At 72.0% G+C, this 26,382-nt stretch carries 25 protein-coding genes and 1 riboswitch; of the genes, 16 read left to right on the plus strand and 9 right to left on the minus strand.

Annotated features, from left to right (window positions below):
• Positions 1 to 6: 6 nt before the first annotated feature.
• From katG to ENE75_RS12190, 3 genes are all read right to left on the minus strand, one after another.
• Positions 7 to 2,223 (minus strand): catalase/peroxidase HPI, encoded by a 2,217-nt coding sequence (gene katG, locus ENE75_RS12180; protein WP_128198571.1) that lies wholly within the window; start codon positions 2,221 to 2,223, stop codon positions 7 to 9.
• 144 nt (positions 2,224 to 2,367) lie between these two features.
• A complete protein-coding gene (gene purT / locus ENE75_RS12185; protein WP_128198572.1) occupies positions 2,368 to 3,567 on the minus strand; it encodes a formate-dependent phosphoribosylglycinamide formyltransferase in 1,200 nt (399 codons plus the stop codon).
• Positions 3,564 to 4,490, minus strand: a complete 927-nt coding sequence (locus ENE75_RS12190) for a LytTR family DNA-binding domain-containing protein (RefSeq protein ID WP_158288927.1) — start codon at positions 4,488 to 4,490, stop codon at positions 3,564 to 3,566. Before ENE75_RS12190 ends, purT begins: the two co-directional genes overlap by 4 nt.
• Positions 4,491 to 4,607: 117 nt before the next feature.
• Between ENE75_RS12190 and ENE75_RS24855 the strand changes: the two genes are divergently transcribed.
• Positions 4,608 to 5,291, plus strand: coding sequence for an outer membrane protein (locus ENE75_RS24855; RefSeq protein WP_158288928.1), 684 nt, complete (start codon positions 4,608 to 4,610; stop codon positions 5,289 to 5,291).
• Between the two features lie 26 nt (positions 5,292 to 5,317).
• Here ENE75_RS24855 and ENE75_RS12200 read toward each other — a convergent pair whose 3' ends face one another.
• Complete coding sequence (locus ENE75_RS12200) at positions 5,318 to 5,983, minus strand: NUDIX hydrolase (protein ID WP_310733632.1); 666 nt, start codon at positions 5,981 to 5,983, stop codon at positions 5,318 to 5,320.
• A 20-nt stretch (positions 5,984 to 6,003) separates the two neighbouring features.
• Between ENE75_RS12200 and ENE75_RS12205 the strand changes: the two genes are divergently transcribed.
• Together ENE75_RS12205 and ENE75_RS12210 are read left to right on the plus strand one after the other, a co-directional pair.
• A complete protein-coding gene (locus tag ENE75_RS12205) occupies positions 6,004 to 7,104 on the plus strand; it encodes a DNA glycosylase AlkZ-like family protein (RefSeq protein WP_128198574.1) in 1,101 nt (366 codons plus the stop codon).
• Entirely contained in the window at positions 7,101 to 8,081 is a 981-nt protein-coding gene (locus ENE75_RS12210; RefSeq protein WP_128198575.1) for an alpha/beta fold hydrolase, read from the plus strand. Before ENE75_RS12205 ends, ENE75_RS12210 begins: the two co-directional genes overlap by 4 nt.
• 15 nt (positions 8,082 to 8,096) lie before the next feature.
• Here ENE75_RS12210 and ENE75_RS12215 read toward each other — a convergent pair whose 3' ends face one another.
• Both ENE75_RS12215 and ENE75_RS12220 read right to left on the minus strand, forming a co-directional pair.
• Positions 8,097 to 9,698, minus strand: a complete 1,602-nt coding sequence (locus ENE75_RS12215) for a gamma-glutamyltransferase family protein (RefSeq protein ID WP_128198576.1) — start codon at positions 9,696 to 9,698, stop codon at positions 8,097 to 8,099.
• A 21-nt stretch (positions 9,699 to 9,719) separates the two neighbouring features.
• Entirely contained in the window at positions 9,720 to 10,550 is an 831-nt protein-coding gene (locus tag ENE75_RS12220; protein WP_128198577.1) for an HAD-IIB family hydrolase, read from the minus strand.
• A 34-nt stretch (positions 10,551 to 10,584) separates the two neighbouring features.
• Between ENE75_RS12220 and ppk2 the strand changes: the two genes are divergently transcribed.
• The 4 genes from ppk2 to ENE75_RS12240 all read left to right on the plus strand — a co-directional run bounded on the left by ppk2 (position 10,585) and on the right by ENE75_RS12240 (position 15,827).
• Entirely contained in the window at positions 10,585 to 11,763 is a 1,179-nt protein-coding gene (gene ppk2, locus ENE75_RS12225; protein ID WP_128198578.1) for a polyphosphate kinase 2, read from the plus strand.
• A 46-nt stretch (positions 11,764 to 11,809) separates the two neighbouring features.
• A riboswitch (S-adenosyl-L-homocysteine riboswitch) is annotated at positions 11,810 to 11,896 on the plus strand.
• Positions 11,897 to 11,984: 88 nt separating this feature from the next.
• The gene (gene ahcY, locus ENE75_RS12230) at positions 11,985 to 13,412 is read left to right on the plus strand and encodes an adenosylhomocysteinase (RefSeq protein ID WP_128198579.1); all 1,428 of its coding nucleotides are present in this window, start codon (positions 11,985 to 11,987) and stop codon (positions 13,410 to 13,412) included.
• A 13-nt stretch (positions 13,413 to 13,425) separates the two neighbouring features.
• Complete coding sequence (gene metF / locus ENE75_RS12235; RefSeq protein WP_128198580.1) at positions 13,426 to 14,268, plus strand: methylenetetrahydrofolate reductase [NAD(P)H]; 843 nt, start codon at positions 13,426 to 13,428, stop codon at positions 14,266 to 14,268.
• 53 nt (positions 14,269 to 14,321) lie between these two features.
• On the plus strand, positions 14,322 to 15,827 hold the full coding sequence (locus ENE75_RS12240; RefSeq protein ID WP_128198581.1) for a sensor histidine kinase: 1,506 nt from the start codon (positions 14,322 to 14,324) through the stop codon (positions 15,825 to 15,827).
• Between the two features lie 18 nt (positions 15,828 to 15,845).
• Here ENE75_RS12240 and ENE75_RS12245 read toward each other — a convergent pair whose 3' ends face one another.
• On the minus strand, positions 15,846 to 16,445 hold the full coding sequence (locus ENE75_RS12245; protein WP_128198582.1) for a 5-formyltetrahydrofolate cyclo-ligase: 600 nt from the start codon (positions 16,443 to 16,445) through the stop codon (positions 15,846 to 15,848).
• Between the two features lie 151 nt (positions 16,446 to 16,596).
• Here ENE75_RS12245 and ENE75_RS12250 point away from each other — a divergent pair, with 151 nt between their 5' ends.
• The 5 genes from ENE75_RS12250 to ENE75_RS12270 all read left to right on the plus strand — a co-directional run bounded on the left by ENE75_RS12250 (position 16,597) and on the right by ENE75_RS12270 (position 22,264).
• Complete coding sequence (locus ENE75_RS12250) at positions 16,597 to 17,217, plus strand: OmpW/AlkL family protein (protein WP_128198583.1); 621 nt, start codon at positions 16,597 to 16,599, stop codon at positions 17,215 to 17,217.
• Positions 17,218 to 17,297: 80 nt separating this feature from the next.
• On the plus strand, positions 17,298 to 19,364 hold the full coding sequence (locus ENE75_RS12255) for a lytic transglycosylase domain-containing protein (protein ID WP_128198584.1): 2,067 nt from the start codon (positions 17,298 to 17,300) through the stop codon (positions 19,362 to 19,364).
• A complete protein-coding gene (locus ENE75_RS12260; RefSeq protein WP_128198585.1) occupies positions 19,361 to 20,326 on the plus strand; it encodes a complex I NDUFA9 subunit family protein in 966 nt (321 codons plus the stop codon). The genes ENE75_RS12255 and ENE75_RS12260 overlap by 4 nt, the downstream gene beginning before the upstream one ends.
• 21 nt (positions 20,327 to 20,347) lie before the next feature.
• Complete coding sequence (locus ENE75_RS12265) at positions 20,348 to 21,028, plus strand: glutathione S-transferase family protein (RefSeq protein WP_128198586.1); 681 nt, start codon at positions 20,348 to 20,350, stop codon at positions 21,026 to 21,028.
• A gap of 9 nt (positions 21,029 to 21,037) precedes the next feature.
• Positions 21,038 to 22,264, plus strand: a complete 1,227-nt coding sequence (locus ENE75_RS12270; protein ID WP_128198587.1) for a multifunctional CCA addition/repair protein — start codon at positions 21,038 to 21,040, stop codon at positions 22,262 to 22,264.
• Positions 22,265 to 22,274: 10 nt separating this feature from the next.
• Here ENE75_RS12270 and ENE75_RS12275 read toward each other — a convergent pair whose 3' ends face one another.
• Positions 22,275 to 22,466 carry a DUF2905 family protein gene (locus tag ENE75_RS12275; protein ID WP_128198588.1) on the minus strand — a complete coding sequence of 64 codons (192 nt, stop codon included), beginning with the start codon at positions 22,464 to 22,466 and terminating at the stop codon, positions 22,275 to 22,277.
• A 17-nt stretch (positions 22,467 to 22,483) separates the two neighbouring features.
• Positions 22,484 to 23,599 carry a class I SAM-dependent methyltransferase gene (locus ENE75_RS12280; RefSeq protein ID WP_128198589.1) on the minus strand — a complete coding sequence of 372 codons (1,116 nt, stop codon included), beginning with the start codon at positions 23,597 to 23,599 and terminating at the stop codon, positions 22,484 to 22,486.
• Between the two features lie 21 nt (positions 23,600 to 23,620).
• Between ENE75_RS12280 and ENE75_RS12285 the strand changes: the two genes are divergently transcribed.
• Genes ENE75_RS12285 through ENE75_RS12300 form a run of 4 tightly spaced genes read left to right on the plus strand, consistent with a single transcriptional unit; the run spans position 23,621 to position 26,362 of the window.
• The gene (locus ENE75_RS12285; protein ID WP_128198590.1) at positions 23,621 to 24,421 is read left to right on the plus strand and encodes an SDR family oxidoreductase; all 801 of its coding nucleotides are present in this window, start codon (positions 23,621 to 23,623) and stop codon (positions 24,419 to 24,421) included.
• Between the two features lie 2 nt (positions 24,422 to 24,423).
• Positions 24,424 to 24,822, plus strand: a complete 399-nt coding sequence (locus tag ENE75_RS12290; RefSeq protein ID WP_128198591.1) for a dihydroneopterin aldolase — start codon at positions 24,424 to 24,426, stop codon at positions 24,820 to 24,822.
• Entirely contained in the window at positions 24,822 to 25,757 is a 936-nt protein-coding gene (gene ttcA, locus ENE75_RS12295; protein WP_128198592.1) for a tRNA 2-thiocytidine(32) synthetase TtcA, read from the plus strand. The genes ENE75_RS12290 and ttcA overlap by 1 nt, the downstream gene beginning before the upstream one ends.
• A complete protein-coding gene (locus ENE75_RS12300; RefSeq protein ID WP_128198593.1) occupies positions 25,754 to 26,362 on the plus strand; it encodes a DUF4136 domain-containing protein in 609 nt (202 codons plus the stop codon). The genes ttcA and ENE75_RS12300 overlap by 4 nt, the downstream gene beginning before the upstream one ends.
• Positions 26,363 to 26,382: the final 20 nt, after the last annotated feature.

A 26,382-nucleotide genomic window follows, 5' to 3' on the forward strand; every position in this document is an offset into this window, starting at 1 on the left:
CCCGGCTCAGGCCTTCAGGTCGAAGCGGTCGAGGTTCATCACCTTGGTCCACGCGGCGACGAAGTCGCGCACGAACTTGCCGCCGTTGTCGCTCTGCGCGTAGACCTCGCTGATCGCGCGCAGCTGCGAGTTGGCGCCAAAGGCCAGGTCCACGCGGGTGGCCGTCCACTTCACGGCACCGGTCTTGCGGTCGCGGCCTTCGTAGGCGTTGTCGCCGGCGGGCGTCCACGCCGTGCCCATGTCGACCAGGTGGACGAAGAAGTCGTTCGTCAGCTGGCCCGGGCGCTGCGTGAACACGCCGGCCTTCGAGCCCCCGGCGTTGGCGCCCAGCACGCGCAGCCCGCCCACCAGCACGGTCATCTCCGGCGCGCTCAGCGTCAGCAGATGCGCCTTGTCGACCAGCATCGCCTCGGGCGAGACGCTGTACGCGGCCTTGCGGTAGTTGCGGAAGCCGTCGGCCTGGGGCTCGAGCACGGCGAAGGACTCGACGTCGGTCTGTTCCGGCGTGGCGTCGGTGCGGCCCGGGGTGAAGGGCACGGTCACGTCGTGCCCCGCCGCCTTGGCTGCGGCCTCGACTCCGGCGTTGCCGGCGAGCACGATCAGGTCGGCCAGCGACACCTGCTTGCCACCGGTGGCGCCGGCGTTGAAGCTGCTGCGGATGCCTTCCAGCACCGCCAGCACCCTGGCCAGCTGTGCCGGCTGGTTGACGGCCCAGTCCTTCTGCGGCGCCAATCGGATGCGCGCGCCGTTGGCACCGCCGCGCATGTCGCTGCCGCGGAAGGTGGAAGCGGCCGCCCAGGCCGTGGACACCAGTGCGCTCACGCCCAGGCCGCTGGCCAGCACGCGCGCCTTCAGGTCGGCGGCGTCGTTGGCGTCGATCAGCGGGTGGTCGACGGCGGGCACCGGGTCCTGCCAGATCAGGTCCTCGGCCGGCACTTCCGGGCCCAGGTAGCGGCTCTTGGGGCCCATGTCGCGGTGGGTCAGCTTGAACCAGGCGCGGGCATACGCGTCGGCGAACTCCTCGGGGTGGGCCAGGAAGTGGCGCGAGATCTTCTCGTAGGCCGGGTCGAACTTCAGCGACAGGTCGGCCGTGGTCATCATCGGCCGGTGCTTCACGCCGGGCCGGTGCGCGTCGGGGATCATGTCCTCCTCGGCCACGTCCTTGGCCAGCCACTGGTGCGCACCCGAGGGGCTCTTGACGAGTTCCCAGTCGTACTTGAACAGCACCTTGAAATAGCCCATGTCCCAGGTCGTCGGGTTGGGCTTCCAGGCGCCTTCGATGCCGCTGGTGGTGGTGTCCGCGCCCTTGCCGCTGCCATGCGCGTTGATCCAGCCGAAGCCCATGGCCTCCATCGGCGCGGCCTCGGGCTCGGGGCCCACCAGCTTGGGGTCGCCCGCGCCGTGCGCCTTGCCGAAGGTGTGACCGCCGGCCACCAGGGCCACGGTCTCGACGTCGTTCATCGCCATGCGGGCGAAGGTCTCGCGCACGTCGCGGCCCGAGGCCACCGGGTCGGGGTTGCCGTCCGGGCCTTCCGGGTTCACGTAGATCAGGCCCATCTGCACCGCGGCCAGCGGGTTCTCGAGGTCGCGCTGGCCCTTCGGATCGCTGTAACGGCTGTTCGGCTTATCGCTAGTGGCCAGCCATTCGGTCTCCGCGCCCCAGTAGATGTCCTCTTCCGGCGCCCAGATGTCCTCGCGGCCGCCGGCGAAGCCGAAGGTCTTGAAGCCCATGGTCTCCATGGCCACGTTGCCGGCCAGGATGAACAGGTCGGCCCAGGAGATGGCGTTGCCGTACTTCTGCTTGATGGGCCACAGCAGGCGACGCGCCTTGTCCAGGTTGCCGTTGTCGGGCCAGCTGTTGATGGGCGCAAAACGCTGGTTGCCGGTGTTGGCGCCGCCTCGGCCATCGGCCGTGCGGTAGGTGCCGGCCGCGTGCCAGGCCATGCGGATGAACAGGCCGCCGTAGTGGCCCCAGTCGGCCGGCCACCAGTCCTGGCTGTCGGTCATCAGCGCGGCCAGGTCCCGCTTCAGCGCCGCGTAGTCCAGCGTGCCGAAGGCGTGGGCATAGTCGAAGTCCCGGTCCATCGGGTTGGACACCGGCTGGTGCTGGTGCAGGATGGCCAGGTTCAGCTGGTTGGGCCACCAGTCGGCGTTGGACTGCATGCCGTGGGTGGCACGCGCGCCACCGGCAGCGTGGAAGGGGCACTTGGCTTCTTGGCTCATCGACGTCTCCTTGGGGCAATCGCACACGGGGAGTCGATAGTTTGTTCCCTCAACCGACGTCCGGCCAGTTGAGTCCGCCAATCGGGGGCATTGCCGATATGCATGCTGCACCCGCTGCAGCCGCGGCGCTGCCGGAGCGCTGGCTCAGCGCCGCGGCTGCACCTTTGCCGCGGCGCGCTTGGCCTTGTCGCGTGCGGCGTCCACGGTCTCGTCGCGCGCCAGCGCCACGCCCATGCGCCGCTTGACGAAGCTCTCCGGCTTGCCGAACAACCGCAGTTCGGTGCCCGGCTCGGCCAGCGCGGCGTCCACGCCGTCGAAGACGATGCCGGCGGCGTCCACGCCGCCGTAGACCACGGCGCTGGCGCCGGGGTTGCGCAGGCTGGTGTCCACCGGCAGGCCGAGGATGGCGCGCGCGTGCAGCTCGAACTCGTTCTGCCACTGCGTGATCATCGTCACCATGCCGGTGTCGTGCGGGCGCGGGCTGACCTCGCTGAACCAGACCTGGTCGCCCTGGACGAAGAGTTCCACGCCGAACAGTCCGTGGCCACCGAGGTCGTTGGTGATGGCCCGGGCGATCTGCTGCGCACGTTCCAGCGCCAGCGGGCTCATCGGCTGCGGCTGCCAGCTCTCCACGTAGTCGCCGCTGACCTGCACGTGGCCGATGGGTGCGCAGAAGGAGGTGCCGTCCACCGAGCGCACCGTCAGCAGCGTGATCTCGTAGTCGAAGTCGATGAAGCCCTCGACGATGACACGGCCGTGGCTGACGCGGCCGCCAGCCATCGCGTAGTCCCAGGCCTTCTGAACATCGGCGGGGCCATCGATCTTGCTCTGGCCCTTGCCGGAACTGCTCATCACCGGCTTGACGATGCAGGGGTAGCCGATGCCCCCATCGATCGCCGCCTGCAGCTCGGCCAGCGAGTCGCAGAACTGGTAGGGGCTGGTCGGCAGGCCCAGGGTCTCGGCGGCCAGGCGGCGGATGCCCTCGCGGTCCATCGTCAGCCGCGCCGCACGCGCGGTGGGGATCACGCGCACCACGCCTTCGGCCTCCAGCGTCTGCAGCTCCGGCGTGGCGATGGCCTCGATCTCCGGCACCACCAGGGCCGGGTTCTCGGCCTCGATCAGCGCACGCAGCGCCGCCGGGTCGCTCATCGTGATGGTGCGCGCGTGGTGCGCCACCTGCTGCCCCGGCGCGTGGTCGTAGCGGTCCACGGCGATGGTTTCCACGCCCAGGCGCTGCAGCGCGATCAGCACTTCCTTGCCCAGTTCGCCGCTGCCCAGCAGCATGACGCGGGTGGCGGTGGGGGACAGCGGGGTGCCAATGGTCACGGGCGGGGTGGTCGTCATGTGGGCTCTCCTTCTGGTGCGCCCATTGTCGCCGCCGGGTCGGCACTCGCAGCCCGTTCGGCCCAGGCCGCGGCCACCTGGGGCAACCGTCGACGCCCCAGCGGCACGCGCGTGCCGTCCAGCAGCACGACCGCGGGGCTGCGGGCCCGCGTGTCCAGCCGCTGCACATGGCCCCAGGCCACCCAAGCCGACCGGTGCGTCTGCATGCCGTCGACACCCAGCCGCGCGAGGTCGTCCATCGCCGGCCCGAAGGCCTGCAGCAGCAGATGCCGGCCCATGGTGGTGGTCACCAGCAGGTAGTGCTCTTGCGCCTGCAGCCACACCACGTCACGCCCGAGCGCGGCCGGCAGGCGGTCCAGAAAGCTGGGGCGCGCGGTGTCCAGCGCGGCCGGCACCGGGGAGCCGGCGCACGCCGGGTTGGGCGGACCTGGGTCCGGCGCGGGGGCCGGCGGCGCCGCGGGCCCGCCCGCAGGCGGCTGCCGCCACACCACCAGCAGGTTCATCGCCGGCCACAGCAATGCCGTGATCGGCACCACCTGCTGCCACTCCAGCACGAGCGCGCCGATCAGGCTGCCCGGTACCGGGCCGGCGTCGAGCTCGGCCACGCCGAACACCTGCTCGAGCGCCAGCGACACCGGCGCCAGCACGATGCCGGCCACCGCACCGGCCAGCACCAGCCAGGGCCAGGGCGACCCGCGCCGGCCCGGCCCCGTGCGCAGCAGGGCGCCGCTGCACCACCACGCCACGGCACTGGCCAGGCCGATGTGCAGCCCATGGAACAGCAGCCCGGGCAGGAAACCGAGGCCGGCGCCGCCTTCCGGCTGCATCCATGCCAGGGCCAACACCAGCACCGCCGCGATCACGCCGATCTGTGCGCCGGCGCTGGTCTGCCACCGAGCCGCGGGCGGCCATGGCAAGGCCATGTCGCCGTTCATGCATTGCCGTTGCCGCTCATGCATATACGTCTCAGTTCATTTCGCGACTGTCTAGTATACGTCTGCCCGCGCCGTGGTGGCGTGGGCTTCAGACGAGGATCGACGATGCAGACACCCGAGTTTTCCCCGCCCGCGGCCGCCCGCGGCCCCATGCCCGCAGCCGGCGCCGCGCTGATCGCCCTGGCCCTGGCCGGGGCGCCTGCGGCGGCGTCCGCCGACAACGGCCTGAGCGTCACCCTGTTCGGCGGCGCCTCGCAGATTTCCGACCCGTCCACCCGCCTTGGCGGCCAGGGCGGACGGCTGTCCCTCGGGTCGGGCTTGGCGGTGGGCGGCAGCGTGGGCTGGCGCTTCGCACCGGCCTGGCGCCTGGAGGGCGAGGTGCTGTACCGCAACAACGGCGTCGACGCTGCCTCGGTGCCCGGCCTCGATCCGCAGCCCGGCGATGCCGACTATGCCTCGGTGGCGCTGATGGCCAACCTGCTGTGGGACGTCGGCCGCTGGCGCGTCGGCCCGGCCACGCTGCGCCCCTACCTCGGCCTGGGCATCGGCCGGCTGCAGGAGCTGGACACCGACCTGCGCGTGTCGGGCCAGGCGGTGGAGTTCAGCGGCAGCGCTGGGGCACGCCAGGGGCTGGTCGGCCTGGAATGGGACTACGACAGCGCCTGGACCGCCGGCGTCGGCCTGCGTTGGGTCGACGCCGGGCGGGTGAAGCTCACCGGGCCGGGCGGCACGCTGGAGGTCGAGCACCGGGGCTGGAGCGCCGAGCTGCGGCTCGGCTATCGCTTCTGACGCCGTGCGGGGGTCACGCCCCGGGGTCACTGCCACGCGAAGCGCGGCTGGTCGAAGTGCGCCACGCGCGTGGGCCTGCCGAGCACGCACACCTCGCGGAACTGGTACAGGAAGGCCGCGGTGGGCGCGGCGATCCAGCGGGTGCCCAATGGCATGCGCAGCACCGGGTGTTCGGCCCCGGCCACGTGGTTGAGGATGGGGGCGTCGGCGCGCAGCAGCTCGCTGACCGGCACACGATGCACGCTGGCCACCTCGGCCGGGTTCGGCTGCACCTCCCGCGCCGCGCCCACGGCCACCACGACCGGCGTGATCACGTAGCCGGAGCGGGTGGCGTAGTCGTCCAGCCGGCCGAGCACGGCGGCTGCGCCGGGCCGCAACGCCACCTCCTCCGCCAGTTCCCGCAAGGCGGCGTCTTCCGCGGTCTCGCCCGCATCGATGCGCCCGCCGGGCAGCGCCCATTGCCCGGCATGGGCACGCAGACCCGCAGCACGGCGCGTGAGCAGCAGCGCGGCATCGGTCTGCCAGTCGGCGTGCGCCGGCATGTCTTCCAGCGCGGCACCGAAGCCGGCTTCGGTCAGCGGCAACACCACCGCCGCGCGGCGGCGGCCGTCGTCCGGCAGCGCCGCCACGGGCCAGGCCTGCAGACGGCGGCGCCAGTTATCGAGGTCGAACGTGGGGCTCTCGGCGGTCACGCCCCGAGTATCGTCGCGGCATGCCTGGACCGACCCTGGACGATCTGCGCCGCTACGCGCTGGCCCGCAGCCTGTTCACCCCGACGACGCTGCCCCGCGCCATCGAGCGGCTCGGCTTCGTGCAGGCCGACCCCATCCGTGCTCCGGCGCGCGCGCAGGACCTGACCCTGCGCCACCGCGTGCGCGACTACCGCGCCGGCGACCTGGAGCGCCGCTACCCGCGGCTGGCGGTGGAGGAAGACTTCTTCATCAACTACGGCTTCCTGCCGCGCGCCACGCAGGCGCTGATGCACCCGCGCACGCCGCGCACCGCATGGCCGAAGGCGCGCTGGGCGCAGGCGCATGCGGTGCAGGCCTTCGTGCGCGAGCGCGGCCAGGCTCACCCGCGCGAGGTGGACGCGCACTTCCAGCACGGCAAGGCGCGCAACTGGTTCGGCGGCAGTTCCAACGCCAGCACGCAGCTGCTGGACGGCATGCACTACCGCGGCCTGCTGCGGGTGGCGCGGCGCGAGGGCGGGACGCGCGTCTATGCCGCACACGACGCCCACGTGCGGCCGGCGCACGACCCTGCGGCCGCCGATGCCGCACTGGACCGCCTGGTGGATGTCGCCGTGGCGCTCTATGCCCCGCTGCCGGCCTCCACGTTGAGCCAGTTCGTGATGTGGGTGGGCGCCGCCGCCGCGCCGCAGTGGCGCGAGCGCCGCCGCGGCGCGCTGCTGCGCGCGAAGGCGCGCCTGGCTTCGGCCGAGGTCGACGGCCAGCGCTGGTTCTGGCCGGCGGGCGAGAACCCGGCATCCAGGCGGCACGCGCCGCCCGACGGCGTGCGCCTGCTGGCCCCGTTCGACCCCTTGGTCTGGGACCGTCGGCGCTTCGAGGTCTTCTGGGGCTGGCCCTACCGCTTCGAGGCCTACACCCCGGCACCGAAGCGCGTGCGCGGCTACTACGCGCTGCCGCTGCTGTGGCGCGACGCCGTCATCGGCTGGGCCAATCTGGGCTGGCGCGATGGCGTGCTGACGCCCGACCTGGGCTACGTGGCCGGCCGCGCCCCGCGCGACCGCGCCTTCCGCAACGCGCTGGACGACGAACTGCAGCGCGTGACCGACTTCCTGACCCCCCGATGAAGCTCGCCCTTGCGCTCTCTGCCGGCATCCCACTGACCCTGCTCGGCGCCGCGCTGACCTTCGGCGGCCCGGCCACGCCGCCGCCGATGGACAGCATCGGCGCGCCTTTCCGCAGCCTGGACATGAGCGGCCTGCCCCCCGTGCAGACGGTGCCGGCGCGAGACGGCGCGGCGCTGGCCTACCGCGCCTACGCGCCGGCCGGCGGCGCGCCGCGCGGCAGCGTGGTGCTGGTGCATGGCTCGTCGGCCAGCAGCGAGAGCCTGCACCCGCTGGCGCGCGCGCTGGCCGCCGCCGGCTGGGCCGTGCTGGCGCCCGACTGGCGTGGCCACGGCGCCACCGGCCAGCGCGGGCGCATCGGCCACGTGGGCCAGCTCGACGAGGACCTGGAGGACCTGATGGCCGCGCTGCGCCCGGCGGCGCCGGCCACGCTGGCAGGCTTTTCCTCCGGCGGCGGTTTCGTGCTGCGCATCGCCGGCAGCGCACGCCAGGGCCTGTTCCAGAGCTACCTGCTGCTGTCGCCCTTCCTGGGCCAGGACGCGTCCACCCACCGCCCCGACAGCGGTGGCTGGGTGCGCGTGGGCGTGCCGCGCCTGGTGGCGCTGATGCTGCTGGACCGACTAGGGCTCTGGCGCGCGCTGCCGCAGGCGCTGCAGGACCTGCCGGTGACGCGCTTCGCACTGGACCCAGCCGCGCGCGAGCGGCTCACCGCGGCCTACGGCTACGCGCTGGCCACCAACTTTCGGGCCCCGGCCGACCACCAGGCGACGATGCGCGCCGCGCAGCGGCCGGTGGCGGTGCTGGTGGGGGCGAACGACGAGGCCTTCCGCCCGGAGCGCTACGCCGACGAGGTGGCGCAGGCCGGCCAGCGCTGGCCGGTGCGCGTGCTGCCCGGGCTGGGCCACATCGCGATCACGCTGGAGGCCGGCGCGCACGCCGCCATCGTCGAGACGCTGGCAACGCTGCAGGCCGGCAGCTGACCAGCCAACGGTCGATCAGACGCCGGCGGCCGCGCCGTCACTGCGCGGGTCGGCGGCGCCTTCGATGCGGCCGTCGGGGTGGCGAATCAGCGCGCCGGCGTGGCCCATGGTGTCGCTGAACGCTTCGTCGAGCATCTCCACGGTGTGGTCGGCCTCGCGCAGGGCCTGCACCAGGGCCGGGTCGAAGCGGCTTTCCAGCTTCAGCGTGGTGCTCACGTCGCCCCAGGTGCGGCCGAGCAACCAGCGCGGCGCGGCGACGGCCTGCTGCAGGCCCTGGCCGAAGCGTGCGACCCGGGTGTAGACCGCCGCCTGCGTCTGCGGCTGGCCCTCGCCGCCCATGGTGCCGAAGGGCATCACACGGCCATCGCCGAAACGCGCCAGCGACGGGTTCAGCGTGTGGAAGGGCTTGCGGCCGGGTTCCAGCGCATTCAGCGCCTGCGGGTCCAGCGAGAAGCTGGTGCCCCGGTTCTGCCAGCAGATGCCCAGGTCGGGCAGCACCACGCCGCTCCCAAACTCCCAGTACACGCTCTGGATGAAGCTCACGGCCCGGCCCTCGCGGTCGACCGCGCCCATCCAGATCGTGTCGCCGGGCTGGGTGGGCTGCGGCCAGGGCAACGCACGCGCCGGGTCGATGCGCACGGCCCGCTCGGCCAGCGCTTCGGCCATCAGGAAAGCCTGCGGATCCGTTGGCAGGCGGCCGCGGTCGGTAACCACGGCATCGCGCACCAGGAAGGCCAGCTTGGTGGCCTCGACCAGGCCGTGCAGGTGAGCGAAGCCCTCGCCTTCGGTCACCCCGAGCTGGTCGAACAACCCCAGGATCATCAGCGTGGCCAGGCCCTGGGTCGGCGGCGGCAGGTTGAAGACCTCGGCCTCGGGCAGCACCACGCGCAGCGGCGGCACGCGCTCGGCGCGACAGGCGGCGAGGTCGGCCGCCGTCAGCGGGCTGCCCACGGCCTGCAGCGCCGCGGCGATGCGCGCGGCCAGCGGGCCGCGGTAGAAGCTGTCCAGGCCGTCGTCGGCCAGCTGGCGCAGCGTGGCGGCCAGGGCCGGCTGGCGCAGCCGGTGGCCGGGCGCCGGCGGCTGGCCGTCGACGAGGTAGGTGGTGCCGAAGCCGGGCTGCGGCGCCAGCTCGGCCAGCTTGGCGCGCGTGAGCCGCGCCTGGCTGGCGCTGACGGCCACGCCGTCCTCGGCATGGCGGATGGCGTCGGCCAGCAGGCGGGGCAGCGGCAGCGGCGCCTGCCAGTGGGCGCTGACCGCCAGCGCCTCGGCCCAGCCGCCGATGGTGCCGGCGGCCGTGAGTGCCGCCAGCGGCCCACGGCTGGGGATGGCCGTGCTGTGGCCGCGTGACGCGTAGAAGTCGATGCTGGCCGCAGCGGCCGCGGCGCCGCAGGCGTCGATGGCCACCGGCGGCGCGTCGCCCTTGGCCGGGTCGTGGATGAGCCAGAAGCCGTCGCCGCCGATGGCGTTCATGTGCGGGTAGACGACGGCGATGGCCGCCGCGGCCGCCACCATGGCCTCCACCGCGGTGCCGCCGTCGCGCAGCACGTCGCGGCCGGCCTGTGCGGCCAGGTGGTGGGGGGCGACGACCATGCCGCCGTAGGACGAAGGGGTGTGCATGACGCGGATTGTGGGCGTCCGTCAGCCGCGAGCGGCCAGCAGCGCCCGGGCCACTTCCGCGAAGCCGTCGCCACGGGCGCCTTGCGCCAGGTAGGCAGGCCAGGCGTGCAGCCGGTCGGCGAAATCCATCAGGTTGGACACGCCCACGCTGAGCGCGAAGCGGGCGAACATGGCCTGGTCGTTGGTGGAGTCGCCGACGTAGACCCAACGATCGACCTCGGCGGCCAGTTCACGGCCGAGCCGGCGCTGCACGATCCAGCGCGCACCGCTCCACTTGTCGTGCTCGCCGTACCAGCCGTTGACGTGGATGGAGCTGACGGTGGCCTGCATGCCCTCGGCCTGCATGATGGCCACGACGCGGGCGATCGCCGCGGCGTCCAGGTGCGCGAACTCGGCGTGGTCGATGGCGATGTCGGTCACGCGGCCGGCGCTGTCGCGCGCCAGCGTGGCCCCCGGCACCTCGGCCAGGATGCGCGCGGCAACAGCCCGCAGGCGCTGCGCGTTGACCGCACGGGTGGCGTCATCCTGGGCGTACTCGACCGCCAGGCCCTCCCCCGCACGCCACAGCGCCACGGCGCCGTTCTCGGCCACGATGGCCTGCAGCGGCCAGGCACGGGCGAAGGGTTCGCTCCAGCCCATGGGCCGGCCGGTGACGGCGAACACCGGCAGGCCGGCCTCCGCCAGCGCCAGCAGCGCCTGCAGGGCGGCCGGTTCGAGGGCGCCGTCGCGCGTGAGCGTGTCGTCGATGTCGGTGAGCACGCCCACCACGTCACGAGCGTGTGCTCGGGGCAGGTCGGCCAGGGGCTGCGACTTGATGTTGGTCAATGGGCGATGTGTCACGGGCGAGATCATCGCAGTGTCATCCAACCGTCATCTCAAGCACCGCATGCCGTCTGCCCGCCAACGCACCGCCACGCCCCCCCGCCCGGCCGCCAAGAAGACGCCGCCGAAAACCGCCCGCCCACGCCGCGCGGTGGCCGGTGACACCGCGCCCACGCTGACCCCGGCCGCCCTGGAGGCCGACCGCGGCAGCCGCGCGGCCGTGCGCACGCGCACCGTGGCGGCCATGGCCCTGGGTGATCTGCTGGCCGAACACGCGAAGTCACAGACCCCCGCCAGCGAACTGATGACGCAGTGGAAGGCCTTCGCCGACGGCATGGCGCCCGACGAGGCCAAGGCGCTCAAGCGCCTGCTGGGCGAGCGCGCCCGGCCAGTGGCCGAAGGCGTGGACCCGGACCTGGAACTCGCCGCAGGCTGGCGCGACGGCGGCTACCCCTACCGCAACCTGCTCTCGCGCAAGAGCTACGAGAAGCAGAAGTACCGCCTGCAGGTGGAGTTGCTGAAGCTGCAGGCCTGGGTCAAGGACACCGGGCAGCGCGTGGTGATCCTGTTCGAAGGCCGCGACGCCGCCGGCAAGGGCGGCACCATCAAGCGCTTCATGGAGCACCTGAACCCGCGCGGCGCCCGCGTGGTGGCGCTGGAGAAGCCCAGCGAGATCGAGCGTGGCCAGTGGTACTTCCAGCGCTACATCCAGCACCTGCCCACGCGCGGCGAGATCGTGCTCTTCGACCGCAGCTGGTACAACCGGTCGGGCGTCGAGCGCGTGATGGGCTTCTGCAGCGACGCAGAGTACGAGGAGTTCCTGCGCCAGGCGCCGGAGTTCGAGCGCCAGCTGGTGCGCAGCGGTGTGCACCTGTTCAAGTTCTGGTTCAGCGTCGGCCGCGACGAGCAGCGCCGGCGCTTCAAGGAACGCCAGGTGCACCCGCTCAAGCAGTGGAAGCTCAGCCCGGTGGACCTGGCCTCGCTGGACAAGTGGGACGACTACACGCGCGCCAAGGAGAACATGTTCCTGCACTGCGACACGTCCGACGCGCCCTGGACGGTGATCAAGAGCAACTGCAAGAAGCGCGCGCGCCTGAACGCCATGCGCTTCGTGCTGCACCGGCTGCCCTATGCCCGCAAGGACCTGTCCCGCGTCGGCGCGGTGGACCCGCTGATCGTCGGCCGGCCGGCCCTGGTGCCCGGCGGTTACGAGGATCAGCTGGCGACTTCCGTGGCAACTTGACGGAACCGAAGGCTGCACGATCCGGCCCGGCTGGCTAGAATCATGACATTCCGAGGAGCGTTGCAACCCCTCAACCCGGGGCCAGGCTCGGATCCTTTCAGAGTTTTCTGATTCGCAACCGCGCTCACCTGCACGGCCATGGCCGCCCGGGTGATGCCGCATCTGCGGTTGCCTTCGGCCTGTCGTGCAGGGTCATCCCCATGGACTGATCTGGAGCCGACATGAACGCCGTCCTGAAACCCACCACCGATCACGCGATCGCCGACCTGTCGCAGGCCGACTTCGGCCGCAAGGAAATCCGCATCGCCGAGACCGAGATGCCCGGCCTGATGGCGATCCGCGAGGAATTCGCCAAGAGTCAGCCCCTGAAGGGCGCGCGCATCACCGGCAGCCTGCACATGACCATCCAGACCGCGGTGCTGGTGGAGACGCTGCAGGCCCTGGGCGCGCAGGTGCGCTGGGCCTCGTGCAACATCTTCAGCACCCAGGACCACGCCGCTGCGGCGCTGGTGGCCCAGGGCACGCCGGTGTTCGCCTACAAGGGCGAGACGCTGAAGGACTACTGGGACTACACCCACCGCATCTTCGAGTTCGGCGCCAAGGGCACCGAGAACGAAGGTCCGAACATGATCCTGGACGACGGCGGCGACGCGACGCTGCTGATGCACCTGGGCAAGAAGGCCGAGAAGGACGCCTCGGTGCTGGCCAACCCGAAGAGCGAGGAGGAGCGCGAGCTCTACGCCGCCATCAAGGCCAAGCTGGCGGTGGACGGCACCTGGTACAGCCGCAAGAGCGCGCAGATCATCGGCGTCACCGAAGAGACGACCACGGGCGTGCTGCGCCTCAAGGAGATGAGCGCCAAGGGCACGCTGATGTTCCGCGCCATCAACGTCAACGACAGCGTCACCAAGAGCAAGTTCGACAACCTCTACGGCTGCCGCGAGAGCCTGGTCGACGCCATCAAGCGTGCCACCGACGTGATGGTGGCGGGCAAGGTGGCCCTGGTGGCCGGCTACGGCGACGTGGGCAAGGGCAGCGCGCAGGCGCTGCGCGCGCTCAGCGCCCAGGTCTGGGTGACCGAGGTCGACCCCATCAACGCGCTGCAGGCGGCGATGGAAGGCTTCAAGGTCGTGACGATGGAGTACGCCGCCGACAAGGCCGACATCTTCGTCAGCGCCACAGGCAACAAGGACGTCATCCGCTACGAGCACATGGCGGCCATGAAGGACCAGGCCATCGTCTGCAACATCGGCCACTTCGACAACGAGATCGACGTCGCGTCGCTCGAGAAGTGCGAGTGGGACGAGATCAAGCCGCAGGTCGACCACGTGATCTTCCCCGACGGTAAGCGCATCATCCTGCTGGCCAAGGGGCGCCTGGTGAACCTGGGCTGCGCCACCGGCCACCCCAGCTTCGTGATGAGCAGCTCGTTCGCAAACCAGACGATCGCGCAGATCGAGCTGTTCTCGCACAGCGACTACTACGAGCAAGGCAAGGTCTACGTGCTGCCCAAGCACCTCGACGAGAAGGTCGCCCGCCTGCACCTGAAGAAGGTCGGTGCGATGCTGACCACGCTCACCGAGGAGCAGGCCGCCTACATCGGCGTGCCGGTGGCCGGCCCGTACAAGGCCGACACCTACCGCTACTGACCGGAGCCCCGCGATGAGCACCGTCAACCTGCCGGTGCCCGTCAGCTTCGAGTTCTTCCCGCCCAACACCCCCGTCGGCAGCGACAAGCTGAAGACGGTGGTGGCGGAGCTGGCGGCCGTGCGGCCGGAGTTCTTCAGCGTCACCTACGGCGCTGGCGGCTCCACGCGCGACAAGACGCTGGCCACGGTGAAGGACATCGCAGCGATGGGCCATGAGGCCGCCCCGCACCTGAGCTGCGTGGGAAGCACGCGCGAAGGCCTCGCCGAGATCCTGGCCACCTACCGCGCCCAGGGCATCCGCCGACTGGTGGCATTGCGCGGCGACCTGCCCAGCGGCGTGGCGCTGCCGGGCGAGTTCCGCTACGCCGCCGAGCTGGTGGCCTTCGTGCGCGAAACGCAGGGGCCGGACTGGCACATCGAGGTCGCGGCCTACCCCGAGTACCACCCGCAGCAGCGCTACGCGAAGAAGGACCTGGAGCACTTCGTGGCCAAGGTGAAGGCCGGGGCCAGCGGCGCGATCACGCAGTTCTTCTTCAACGCCGACGCCTACTTCCACTTCGTGGATGCAGTGCGCGCGATGGGCGTGGACGTGCCCATCGTGCCGGGCATCATGCCCATCCACAACTACGCGCGCATCGCGCAGTTCGCGGCGCGCGACGGCATCGAGATCCCGCGCTGGACGGCCCTGAAGATGGAAGGCTTCCTGGACGACGCCACCAGCGTGCGCGCCTTCGGGCTGGACGTGGTGACGCAGCTCTGCCGGCGCCTGGTCGACGGCGGTGCGCCGTCGCTGCACTTCTACACGCTCAACCAGAGCGCGCTGTCGCTGGAGATCTGCCGCAGGCTGGCGGGCTGAGCCAGCAAAGCGGCGGGTTCCAGCAGGCAGGTGGCCGGCGCTACCATTGAAGCGTGAGCGCCGAGGTCACCCCACCGCCGCTTCTGCCGGAAGCGTCGACCCTGTTCGACCTTCTGCCGGTGGGCGCCTACCGCTCCACGCCCGACGGGCGCATGCTGCGGGCCAACGCGGCGCTGGTGAAGTTCAACGGCTACACCTGCGAAGCAGAGCTGATCGCGGCCGTGCACGACATCGCCGGCGAGTGGTACGTGGATGCGGCGCAGCGCGAACGCTTCCGCCGGCTGCTGGCCACCGAGGGCCGCGTCGTCGGCCTGGTGTCGGAGGTCTACCGCCATCGCAGCCGCGAGCGGGTGTGGATCAGCGAGAACGCCCACCTGGTGCGGGACGGCCTGGGCAACGTGCTCTGCTACGAAGGCACGGTCGAGGAGATCAGTGACCGCATCGCCACCCAGCAGGCGCTGGAACGCAGCGATGCCCAACTGCAGCTGATCGCGCGCCAGGTGCCAGGCGTGGTCTATCTGGCCCACGTGTCTCCCGAGGGCCGGATCAGCTTCCGGTTCATCAGCGAGGGCGTGCGTGACCTCTACGGGGTGGAGCCCGAGGAAGCCCTGCGTGACGGCCACGTGCTGCAGCGCATGCGGCACCCCGAGGACAGTGCACGCGTGCAGCAGGGGCTGAGCCAGTCGGAACGCGAAGCCGGCACCCATGTCGACGAGTTCCGCATCGTGCGCCGCGACGGCAGCCTGCGCTGGGTGCAGGCCACGTCGGTGCCGATCCACCGCGAGGCGGACGGCGACCACCGCTGCGGCCTGATCGTCGACGTCACCGCCCGCCACGAGGCCGACGCGCTGCGCCAGGCGCGCGACCGCGCCGAAACGGCGCACCACGCCATCGCCGGCCTGCTGGCGCGCATCAGCCACGAGCTGCGCACGCCGATGAACGCGATGCTGGGCTTCACCCAGCTGCTGCTGGCCGACCCGGCACTGGCGGACAGGCACCGGCGCTTTGCCGACGAATCGCTGCGCGCCGGCCGGCACCTGCTGGCCCTGGTGGACGACCTGCTGGAGCTCGGGCGCGCCGAGAGCGGCGACATCACGCTGCAGCTGATGGCGCTGGAACCCGAGGTCGCGCTGGACGAGAGCCTGGCGCTGGTGGCGCCGCTGCTGCAGGCGCAGGTCGTCACCGTCGAGCGCCCGGCGTCAGCGATGCCGCGCCTGCGCGCCGACCCGCTGCGCCTGCGCCAGGTGCTGACCAATCTGCTGTCCAACGCCATCAAGTACAACCACCCGGGCGGCTGGGTCGCGGTGAGCGCCGCGCGCGCCGGTGCGCAGGTGACGTTGACGGTGCGCGACGGTGGCCCGGGGCTGGACGCGGCACAGCAGGCCCGACTGTTCCAGCCCTTCGAGCGCCTGGGGGCCGAGCGCGGCACGGTGCACGGCACCGGCCTCGGCCTGGCGCTGAGCCGGCAATTCGCCCAGGCGATGGGCGGCGACATCACGGCCGTGTGCACGCCCGGTCAGGGCTGCAGCTTCACGCTCACGTTGCCAGCGGTGACCTGACGCCCCGGCCCGCGGCGACTACCGGTCGCCGCGCATCCAGTGCACGCCATCCTCGGTGAGCACGGCATCGAGCGGCACGTCGTGCGGCTCCGGCGTCAGCCAGGGAATGAACCCGTGCGCGTAGCCCAGGCCGGCGGTGAACGGCCGCGGCTGCAGCGCCGCCAGCGTGCGGTCGTAGAAACCGCCGCCATACCCCAGGCGCAGGCCACCGGGGCCGAAGCCCACGCAGGGCACCAGCAGCAGCTGCGGTTCGAAGGCCGGCGTGTCCTTGGGTTTGGGGATGCCGTAGGCATCCTCCTCCATCGCGCAGCCCGGGTACCAGACGTGGAAGTGCAGCTGCTTGGTCTCGCGGTCGACCACGGGCAGGCCGATGCGGCGCGCCGGGTCGGCCTCGCTCCAGCGGAACAGCGCCGGCAGCGCATCGAACTCGCCCTTGATCGGCCAGTAGGCGCCGATGCTGGTCTCCGGCCGCGTGACCAGCCAGACGCGCAGCACCTCCTGCAGGTGCACGGCACGCTGGTGGCGGTCCACCAGGGACTGCCGCTCGGCCTGGAGCTGTCGGCGCAGCGCCAGCTTGTCCTGCGTGGGTTCCAGGGGCAGCTTGAACGGCGGCGTCATGGCGGCATTGTCACCCCGATTCCGGCACGCTTGACGCAGGTCATCCGTGATTCGTCAGAGCCTTGCTGCAACGCAACACGACGACCCTCCTGCCGGCGCCCAATCCTCCCGCGGGCGATGTTGCCCGCCAAACCCCGTGAAGAGGATCTCCATGAACATCCGCTGGATGGCCGCCGCGGCCGCCGCTGCCCTGTTGCCTGCCGTCTCCCCCGTCGCCCTGGCCCAGTCGAACGACAGCGGCGACTGGCTCGTGCGCGCGCGCGCCGTCAACCTGCAATCGGCCAACAAGGACAGCACCGGGCTGGACCTGAGCGTCAACGACAAGACCATCCCGGAGGTCGACATCACCTATTTCTTCAGCCCGAACCTGGCTGCAGAACTGATCCTGACCTACCCGCAGAAGCACGACATCCGCGCAGGCGGGGACAAGATCGGCTCGCTGAAGCACCTGCCGCCCACGCTGACGCTGCAGTACCACTTCGGCGGCATGAGCTTCCGGCCCTACGTCGGCGCCGGCATCAACTACACGCGCTTCTCCAGCGTGGAGTTCGCGCCCGCCGTGGTCACCGCGCTGGACCCGTCGATCGACAAGAACAGCTTCGGCCTCGCGCTGCAGGCCGGCGTGGACTTCCCGCTCGGCGGCGGCTGGCTGCTGAACCTGGATGTGAAGAAGGTGCAGATCCAGACCGATGTGTTCTCCGCCGGCACCAAGGCCGGCACCTTCAAGGTCGACCCGCTGCTGCTGGCCGTGGGCGTCGGCAAGCGTTTCTGAGGCGCCGGGGCCGTCCGAGATCCCCATCGACGAACGGCCCTGCGCAGGACAGCCGGGGACCCCTGCGCTAAATTCAGCGCATGGGTTTCCGCCTCCTGACGAGCGCGCCTCGGCGCCTCCCTTTCCTGCACCTGCACCTGCTCCTGGTGGTGTTGGCGTGTGCCGGCGCGACGGCCCCAGCGCGCGCCGAGGTGCCGGCACCGTCGCCGGAAGACAGCCTCGTGCTGCAGGCGCGGGAGGCGGCGCGCGCCAGGGACGGCGCCAAGCTGGACCTCCTGCGTGACCAGCTGATCGAGCGCCGGCACCCGCTGGCGCCCTGGGCCGACTACTGGTCCATAGGCCTGCGCCTGAAGACCGCCACCCAGGCCGACCTCGAGGCCTTCTACGCCCGCTGGCCGGGCACCTACGTCGAAGACCGGCTGCGCAACGACTGGCTGCTGGAACTCGGCGAGCGCCGCGACTGGGACAACTTCCGCCGCGAGCAGCCGCGCTTCCAGATGGCCGACGACCTGGAGGTGGACTGCTACACGCTGCTGCTGCGCCACCAGGCCGGCGAGAACGTGCGGGCCGCTGCCGCCGACGTCTGGATGCGCCAGAAGCGCGACGACGACGGCTGCAACCTGATGGCGCGCACGATGGCGGCCGACGGGCGCCTGGGGCCGACCGAGATCTGGCCCAAGGTCCAGCAGGCGGTGGAACGCGGCCGCAGCAAGGAAGCACTGACCGACGCCGCGCTGCTGGACAAGACCAGCGAGGCGCGCGTGCGGGCGCTGCTGGACAACCCGGCGCGCTGGCTGGCACAGCAGCCGGCCGCCCGAGGCGACGGCGCGCGCGACGAGGCCGTGGTGCTGGCGCTGCTGCGCATGGCCGCCAGCGACGCCGACGCGGCCGCCACGCAGGCCGCCGACTGGGCCCGCCGGTTGCCGCCGGCGCTGGCGGCGCGGGCCTGGGCCGGCATCGGCTACCGGGCTGCGATGCGCCACCAGGCGGCGGCACGGCAGCACTACGAACGCGCGTTCGCGCTGGTGAAGGGTGACGGTGCCATCGACTGGCCCGAGGAACACCTGGTCTGGGCGGCCCGTGCTGCGCTGCGGGCCGACGGCAGCCCGGACTGGGCGCTGCTGCAGCGCGCCATCGGCGCCATGCCGGACGCCCTGCAGGCCTCGCCCGACTGGCATTACTGGGCCGCGCGCGCGCTGCAGGCCCGGGCGCGCACCGGCGAGATGGGCAACGCGCAGCGGGCGCACGCCGAGCGCATGCTGCGCACGCTGGCGTCCGACCCCGGGGACTTCTACGGGCTGCTGGCGCTGGAGGACCTGGGGCTGAAGCTGTCGCTGCCCCCGCGCCCCCCGGCGCCCACCGCCGAGGAACGTGCCGCGGTGCGCGGCGTGCCGGGCCTGCAGCGTGCGCTGCAGCTGCTGAGCCTGGGCCTGCGCAGCGAAGGCGTGCGCGAGTGGAACTTCACGTTGCGCGAGCTGCGCCAACGCCCCGACGCCGACCGCGCCCTGCTCACCGCCGCCGCCTGGGCCTGCGAACGCGAGGTCTGGGACCGCTGCATCAACACCAGCGAACGCACCCAGGGCGTGGTCGACGTGGCCCAGCGCTTCCCGACGCCGCTGCGCGATGAGGTGGTGGAGAAGTCGCGCGCCGCCGGCCTGGAAACGGCCTACATCTACGGCCTGATCCGCCAGGAGTCGCGCTTCATCATGGATGCGCGCAGCGTGGTCGGCGCCAGCGGCCTGATGCAGCTGATGCCCGCCACCGCGCGCTGGACGGCACGCAAGATCGGCCTCGACTACAAGCCGTCGATGATCACCGACCCGCACGTCAACCTGCAACTGGGCACGGCCTACCTGAAGGTGCTGCTCGACGACTTCGAAGGTGCGCAGCCACTGGCGATTGCCGGCTACAACGCCGGCCCCAACCGCCCGCGGCGCTGGCGCGAGGGTGGCACGCTGGAGACGGCCGCCTGGGTCGAGAACATCCCGTTCAACGAGACGCGGGACTACGTCAAGAAGGTGCTGACCAATGCCGTGCACTACGCCCATGTGCTGGGCGAAGGCGGCACCAGCCTGAAGGCCAGGCTGGGGCCCACCGTGGGGCCGCGGCGCACCGATGCGCCGGCCACGGACAAGGACCTGCCATGAACATCGCCCCGGGCGCCAACCGCCGCGTGCTGGTGCTGGGCGGCACCGGCTTCGTCGGCCGATCCACCTGCGAGCGCCTGGTGCGCGCCGGCTGGACCGTGCGCGTGCCCACCAGGCGCCTGGCCCACGGCCGCGACCTGCAGTGCCTGCCGACGGTGGAACTGATGCCCGCCGACGTGCACGACGCCGCGGCGCTGCGCGCGCTGCTCGCCGGCTGCGATGCCGTGGTCAACCTGGTGGCCATCCTGCACGGCAGCGCCGCGGCCTTCGAGCGCGTGCACCTGGCCCTGCCGCGTACCCTGGCCGGCGCCATGCAACAGGCGGGTGTCACACGGCTGGTCCATGTCAGCGCACTCGGGGTCGGGCCGGGCGCGCCGTCGAACTACCTGCGCAGCAAGACCGAGGGCGAAGCCGTGCTGCAGGCCGCGGGGCTGGCGCCGACGCTGTGGCGCCCCTCGGTGATCTTCGGTGCCGACGACCGCTTCATGAACACCTTCGCCCGGCTGCAGACCGTGGCCCCCTTCGTGCCGCTGGCCGGCGCCGCCGCGCAGTTCCAGCCGGTGTGGGTGGAGGACGTGGCCACGGCGCTGTGGCGATCGCTGGAACGTCTGGACACGGTCGGCCAGACCTACGAGGCCACCGGGCCCGAGGTCTTCACGCTCGCCGACCTGGTGCGCCTGGCGGGGCGCTGGGCCGGCCACGAGCGCCGGGTGATCCCGCTGCCGGATGCCGCCGGGCGCCTGCAGGCCGCCCTGATGGCGCTGGCGCCGGGCGAGCCGCTGATGTCGGCCGACAACCTGGATTCGATGAAGGTGCCCAACGTGGCCAGCGGCACCCTGCCCGGGCTGGACGCGCTGGGCATCACGCCGGCCGCGCTGGGCGCGGTGGTGCCGCGGTACCTGGGTGGTGGTCCGGGTCGGCACCGTTTCAACGACTACCGGGCGCATGCGCGCCGGGGCTGATCACACCTCGAAGGACACGGGATGCGCCTGGTCATCGGCAACAAGAACTACTCGTCCTGGTCCATGCGCCCCTGGGTGCTGATGCGCGCCTGCGGCATCGCGTTCACCGAGGAGAAGCTGCGCTTCGACTTCTCGCCCGACTCGCCCTTCCGGCGTGCCGTGGCCGCCGTCAGCCCGGCCGGCAAGGTGCCGGTGCTGCTGCTGGACGACGGCTTTGCCGTGTGGGACACGCTGGCGATCGCCGAAACGCTGGCCGACCGTTTCCCGCAGGCCGGCGTCTGGCCCGGCGATGCGAACCAGCGCGCCCGCGCGCGCAGCGTCAGCGCCGAGATGCACAGCGGCTTCTCCGCGCTGCGCAGCCACTACCCGATGAACATCGAGGCGTCACTGCCCGAGGTGGGCGCACGGGTCTGGGCCGAGCAGGCCGCCGTGAGGGCCGACGTGGCGCGCATCGAGGCGATCTGGGCCGACGCGCTGGCGATGTCCGGCGGGCCCTTCCTGTTCGGCGAGTTCGGTGCCGCCGACGCCTTCTACGCGCCGGTGGTGATGCGGCTGCGCAGCTACGGCCTGCCGGTGGGCGAGACCACGCGGGCCTACATGGACCGGGTCGTCGCACACCCGGCCGTGGCCGCCTGGATCGCCGACGCCGTGGCGGAGCAGGACTTCATCGCCGAGGACGAGCCCTACCGGCAGCACCGGTAGGCGCGCGCGGTGCAGATCTACGAAGTCGGCGGCGCGGTGCGCGACGCACTGCTGGGCCTGCCGGCCGGCGACCGCGACTGGGTGGTGGTGGGGGCCACGCCGCAGCAGATGCTCGACGCCGGCTTCCAGCCGGTGGGCAAGGACTTCCCGGTCTTCCTGCATCCGCGCACGCACGAGGAATACGCGCTGGCGCGCACCGAGCGCAAGAGCGGGCGGGGCTACCACGGTTTCGTCTTCCACACCGCGCCCGACGTGACGCTGGAGGAAGACCTGGCGCGGCGCGACCTGACGATCAACGCCATCGCCCGCGGCCACGACGGCACGCTGGTGGACCCGCACGGCGGCCGCCGTGACCTGGCCGCACGCGTGCTGCGCCATGTCTCGCCCGCCTTCGCCGAGGACCCGGTGCGCCTGCTGCGGCTCGCCCGCTTTGCGGCCCGCTTTGCCGATTTCAGCGTAGCGCCGGAAACGATGGATCTGCTGCGCCAGTTGGTGGACCAAGGCGAGGTCGATGCCCTGGTGCCCGAGCGCGTGTGGCAGGAACTGGCCCGCGGCCTGATGGCGGACAAGCCCAGCCGCATGCTGGCCGTGCTGCGCGAGTGCGGCGCACTGAAGCGTCTGCTGCCGGAAGTGGACCGCCTGTGGGGCGTGCCGCAGCGGCCGGAGTTCCACCCCGAGGTCGACACCGGCGTGCACCTGGGCATGGTGCTGGACGAGGCCGCGCGCACACAACAGCCGCTGGCGGTGCGCTGGGCCCTGCTGTGCCACGACCTGGGCAAGGGCACGACGCCGGCCGACCTGCTGCCGCGCCACCACGGCCACGAGCAGCGCAGTGCGAAGCTGGCGCAGGTCCTGGCCGAACGCCTGCGCGTGCCGGGCGACTGCCGCGACCTGGCCGACGTGGTGGCGCGCGAGCACGGCCACCTGCACGCCAGCGGCACGCTGGGGGCGGCGGCGCTGCTGCGCCTGTTCGAACGCTGCGACGCGATCCGGCGGCCGGAGCGTTTTGCCCTGGTGCTGCAGGCCGGCGCCTGCGATGCCCGTGGGCGCCTGGGCCACGAGGACGACGTCTACGGGCCCGCCGATCGGCTGCCGCCGCTCCTGGCCGCAGCGCGCGCGGTGGACACCGCGACCGTGGCCGCCGCCGCGCAGGCGCGCGGGGCGAAGGGTCCCGACATCGGGCGAGCCGTGCACGCCGCGCGGGCCGACGCCATCGCGGCCGCGCTCGCGGCCTGAACCCCTGGGTTCAGAAGAACGAGCCGATGCCCATCGCCAGGAAGCTCAGCAGCAGGCTGCTGGCCAGCGGCACATAGAGTTCGCGGCCGAACAGCCGGATCGTGAAGTCGCCGGGCAGCTTGCCCAGGCCGATCTTCTGCAGCCAGCCGCGCACGCCGTTGAAGACCAGCGTGGCGATCAGGAAGACGAGCAGCCAGCGCATGCGTGTGGTGCCCGGGTTCAGAGCCGGTGGCTGCGGTCGCCGTCGGCGAAGCCCAGCGCCTCGAACCACGGGCCCTTGACGAAGCCGATGACCTTGAAGAGCTCGCCCATCTCGTGCTCCTGGATCAGCTTCTGCGCCATGGCGCGCTCGCGCACGTCGGCGGCTTCCAGCAGCGGCACCAGCCCGCAGTTCAGAAGGAAACGCGCCTGCGAGGTGTAGCCCAGCACCTCCAGCCCGGCGTCCTGGCCGGCCACGGCGATGCCGGTGAAATCCACGTGGGCGGTGATGTCCTTGAGGCCGACGTCGACCAGCGGGTCGGCGTCGGCGCGGTGCGCGCGGTGGCACATCAGCGTGCCGCCATGACGCTGCGGCAGCCAGTACTCGGCCTCCGGGAAGCCGTAGTCGACGAGGAACACCGCGCCACGCTGCAGCCGCGCCGCCAATGTACGCATCCAGGCCTGCGCCTGCGGGTGGATCTCGGTGACGGTGCCGGGCACGAAGGGCGCATCGACCGGCGGGCGCAGGGTGGTGGGGCGGTCGGCCCAGGCCAGGGCGCCGCCGGCGACGGCCACGCCACGCTCGAACCACTGCCGGTCGTCGAAGTGCAGCAGCTGCACCGGCATCGCGTCGAGCACCTCGTTGCCGACCACCACGCCGTCGAAGGTGTCCGGCCAGGCGGCATGCCAGCAGACGCGGTCGCCGAAGGCGGCCAGGCGTTCGCGCTGCCGCGCCTGCAGCGCGCCGGACACCTCCACCACGTGGTAGCGCGCCACGCGCTCGCCCAGCGCGGCCAGCAGCTCGGCGGCCAGCGCGCCGCTGCCGGCGCCGAACTCCCACAGGTCCTGTGTGCCGGTGGCCTGCAGCGCCTGCGCCAGCTGCGCCGCCAGCGCACGGGCGAACAGCGGCGACAGCTCGGGCGCGGTGACGAAGTCGCTGCCACCCTCGGGCATCGCACCGAAGATCACGTCGCCGCGCGCGTAGTAGCCCAGGCCGGGTTCGTACAGCGCGAAGGCCATGAAGCGGTCGAAGGGCCACCAGCCGCCGTCGCGGGTGATGGCCTCCGTGACGCGTGCCAAGGCCTCGGCGCCCGCGGAAAACGGGGGGCTGGCTACACTGGCGGGTTCGTCGCGCATCGTCGGCGCATTGTAGGAAGCATGGCCCTGGCCACCCCGCCCTCCACCGACCGCCCCGTGGTCCTCGTAACCGGCAGTGCCCGGCGGCTGGGCCGTGCCATCGCCCTGCACCTCGCGGGACGGGGCTGGGACGTGGCGGTGCACTACCGCGGCTCGGCCGACGACGCCGCGCAGACGGTGCGCGATGCCCAGGCCCTCGGCGCCCGCGCCCACGCCTTTGCTGCCGACCTGGCCGACGAAGCGGCCTGTGCGGCGCTGCTGCCGGCAGTGCAGGCGCACTTCGGGCGCGTGGACGCGCTGGTCAACAACGCCTCGCTGTTCGAGTACGACGCAGTGGCCGACTTCTCCTACGCCGCGATGGAGCGCCACTGGCGCGCCAACACCGCGCCGGCCATCGTGCTGGCGCGGGCGCTGGACGCGTGTGTCGGCGCGCCCGGACATCCTGCCGGCGGTGGCGCGGTGGTCAACCTGCTCGACCAGAAGCTCTGGAACCCGAATCCCGACTATTTCAGCTACACCTTGAGCAAGGCCGCGCTGGAGTCTGCCAACACGCTGCTGGCGCAGGCTTTGGCGCCGCGCACGCGTGTGTGCGGCGTGGCGCCGGGCGTGACCCTGGTCTCCGGGCCGATGGACACGGCCGAGTTCGAGCGCGCGCACCGGCTCACGCCGCTGGAGCGCTCGTCCACGCCCGAGGACATCGCGCGCGCGGTGGCCTTCCTGCTCGAATCGCCGGCGATCACCGGCACCACCCTGCTGGTCGACGGCGGCCAGCACCTGCAGGCCCAGCCGCGCGACGTGCTGTTCCTCGCGAAAGAACCCTGACCATGCAGACCCTGCTCCAACACCCGCGCCTGATGGACTGCCGGCGCCTCTTCCTGCGCGACTACGAGGTCTGGATCAACATCGGCGTGCACGACTTCGAGAAGAAGGGCGAACAGCGCGTGCTGATCAACGTGGATCTTTTCGTCCCGCTGGCGCTGTCCACGCCCACCCACGACCAGCTCGACGAGGTGGTGGACTACGACTTCATCCGCCGCAGCATCGCCGAGCGGGTGGCTCGCGGCCACATCCACCTGCAGGAAACGCTTGCCGACGACGTGCTGGCTGCGATGCTGGCCCACCCGCGGGTGCGTGCCGCGCGCGTGAGCACCGAGAAGCCCGACGTCTACCCCGACTGCGACGCCGTGGGCGTCGAGGTCTTCGGCCTCAAGGAGGGCCTGTGATGGACACCGCCACCCACCGCCCGGACCCGCGCAAGCAGGCCTTCGAGGACCGCAAGCTCAGCAAGCGCCTGTACCGCCAGGTGGGCCAGGCGATCGTGGACTACAACATGATCGAGCCGGGCGACAAGGTCATGGTCTGCCTGTCCGGCGGGAAGGACAGCCACGCGCTGCTGGACATCCTGATGGGCCTGCGCCAGCGCGCGCCGGTGGATTTCGAGCTGATCGCCGTCAACCTCGACCAGAAGCAGCCCGGCTTCCCGGAGCACGTGCTGCCCGAGTACCTGACCAAGCTGGGCGTGCCCTTCCACATCGAGAACCAGGACACCTACAGCATCGTCAAGAAGCTGATCCCCGAAGGGCAGACCATGTGCAGCCTGTGCTCGCGGCTGCGGCGGGGCATCCTGTACCGCGTCGCGGGCGAACTGGGGGCCACGAAGATCGCGCTGGGCCACCACCGCGACGACATCGTGGTGACGCTGCTGATGAGCATGTTCTTCGGCGGGCGCATGAAGAGCATGCCGCCCAAGCTGGTGAGCGACGACGGCCGCAACACCGTCATCCGCCCGCTGGCCTACGTGGCCGAGACCGACCTCGAACGCTACGCCGAGGTGCGCCAGTTCCCCATCATCCCCTGCACGCTGTGCGGCAACCAGGACAACCTGCAGCGCGTGCAGGTGCGTGCCATGCTGCGCGAGTGGGAACGCCAGTACCCGGGCCGGACCGACAACATGTTCCGCGCCATGGCCACCGTGGTGCCGTCGCACCTGGCGGACCGGAAACTCTTTCCCTTCGAGACGCTCAAACCGACGGGCGTGGCCGATCCGCACGGTGACCGCGCCTTCGACCCGGACGACGAACCCTGCGCCTCGTCGGCGACCCCCGCTGCTCCGGCCGAAGCGGCCGTGCGCTGGTTCGCGAAGGAAGACACACCATGAAACGCCGCACCGTGTTCGCCCCCGTCCTGCTGCTGGCCGCCGTGGTTGCGGCATCCGGCCTGTCGGGCTGCGCGGCGCTCAACACGGTGCATGCCGACCTGTCCACCTGGGGCGACTGGCCCACCGGCCGCGCGCCCGGCAGCTACGCCTTCGACCGCCTGCCCTCACAGCAGAGCGACCCGGCCGAGGCCGACCGCGTCGAGGCCGTCGCCCGCGACGCGCTGGCGAAGGCCGGCTTCCGCCCGGTGACCGTCGACGAGAAGCCCGACGTGCTGGTGCAGGTGGCCAGCCGCACCACGCGCACCAGTGCCGACCCGTGGGACGACCCGCTGTGGTGGCGCGGCGGCTTCGGCATCGTTGGCCACCGCTGGGCTGGCACGGTGTGGGTGATCGACACCCGCTTCGACCGCAGCCGCTACGAACGCCAGGTGGCCGTGCTGCTGCGCGACGCCGCCACGGGCAAGCCGCTGTACGAGGCCCGGGCCGCCAACGAGGGCAGCACCGCCGGGGGCGATGCGCTGTTGGGCGCGCTCTTCAGCGCCGCGCTGATCGACTTCCCGCGCAACGGGCCCAACCCGCGGCCGGTGCGCGTGTCGCTGCCCTGAACCGGGTCGGGGCGCCGGCC

The organism is Rubrivivax albus, from assembly GCF_004016515.1.
In the GTDB taxonomy this organism is placed as follows: Bacteria; Pseudomonadota; Gammaproteobacteria; order Burkholderiales; family Burkholderiaceae_C; genus Rubrivivax; species Rubrivivax albus.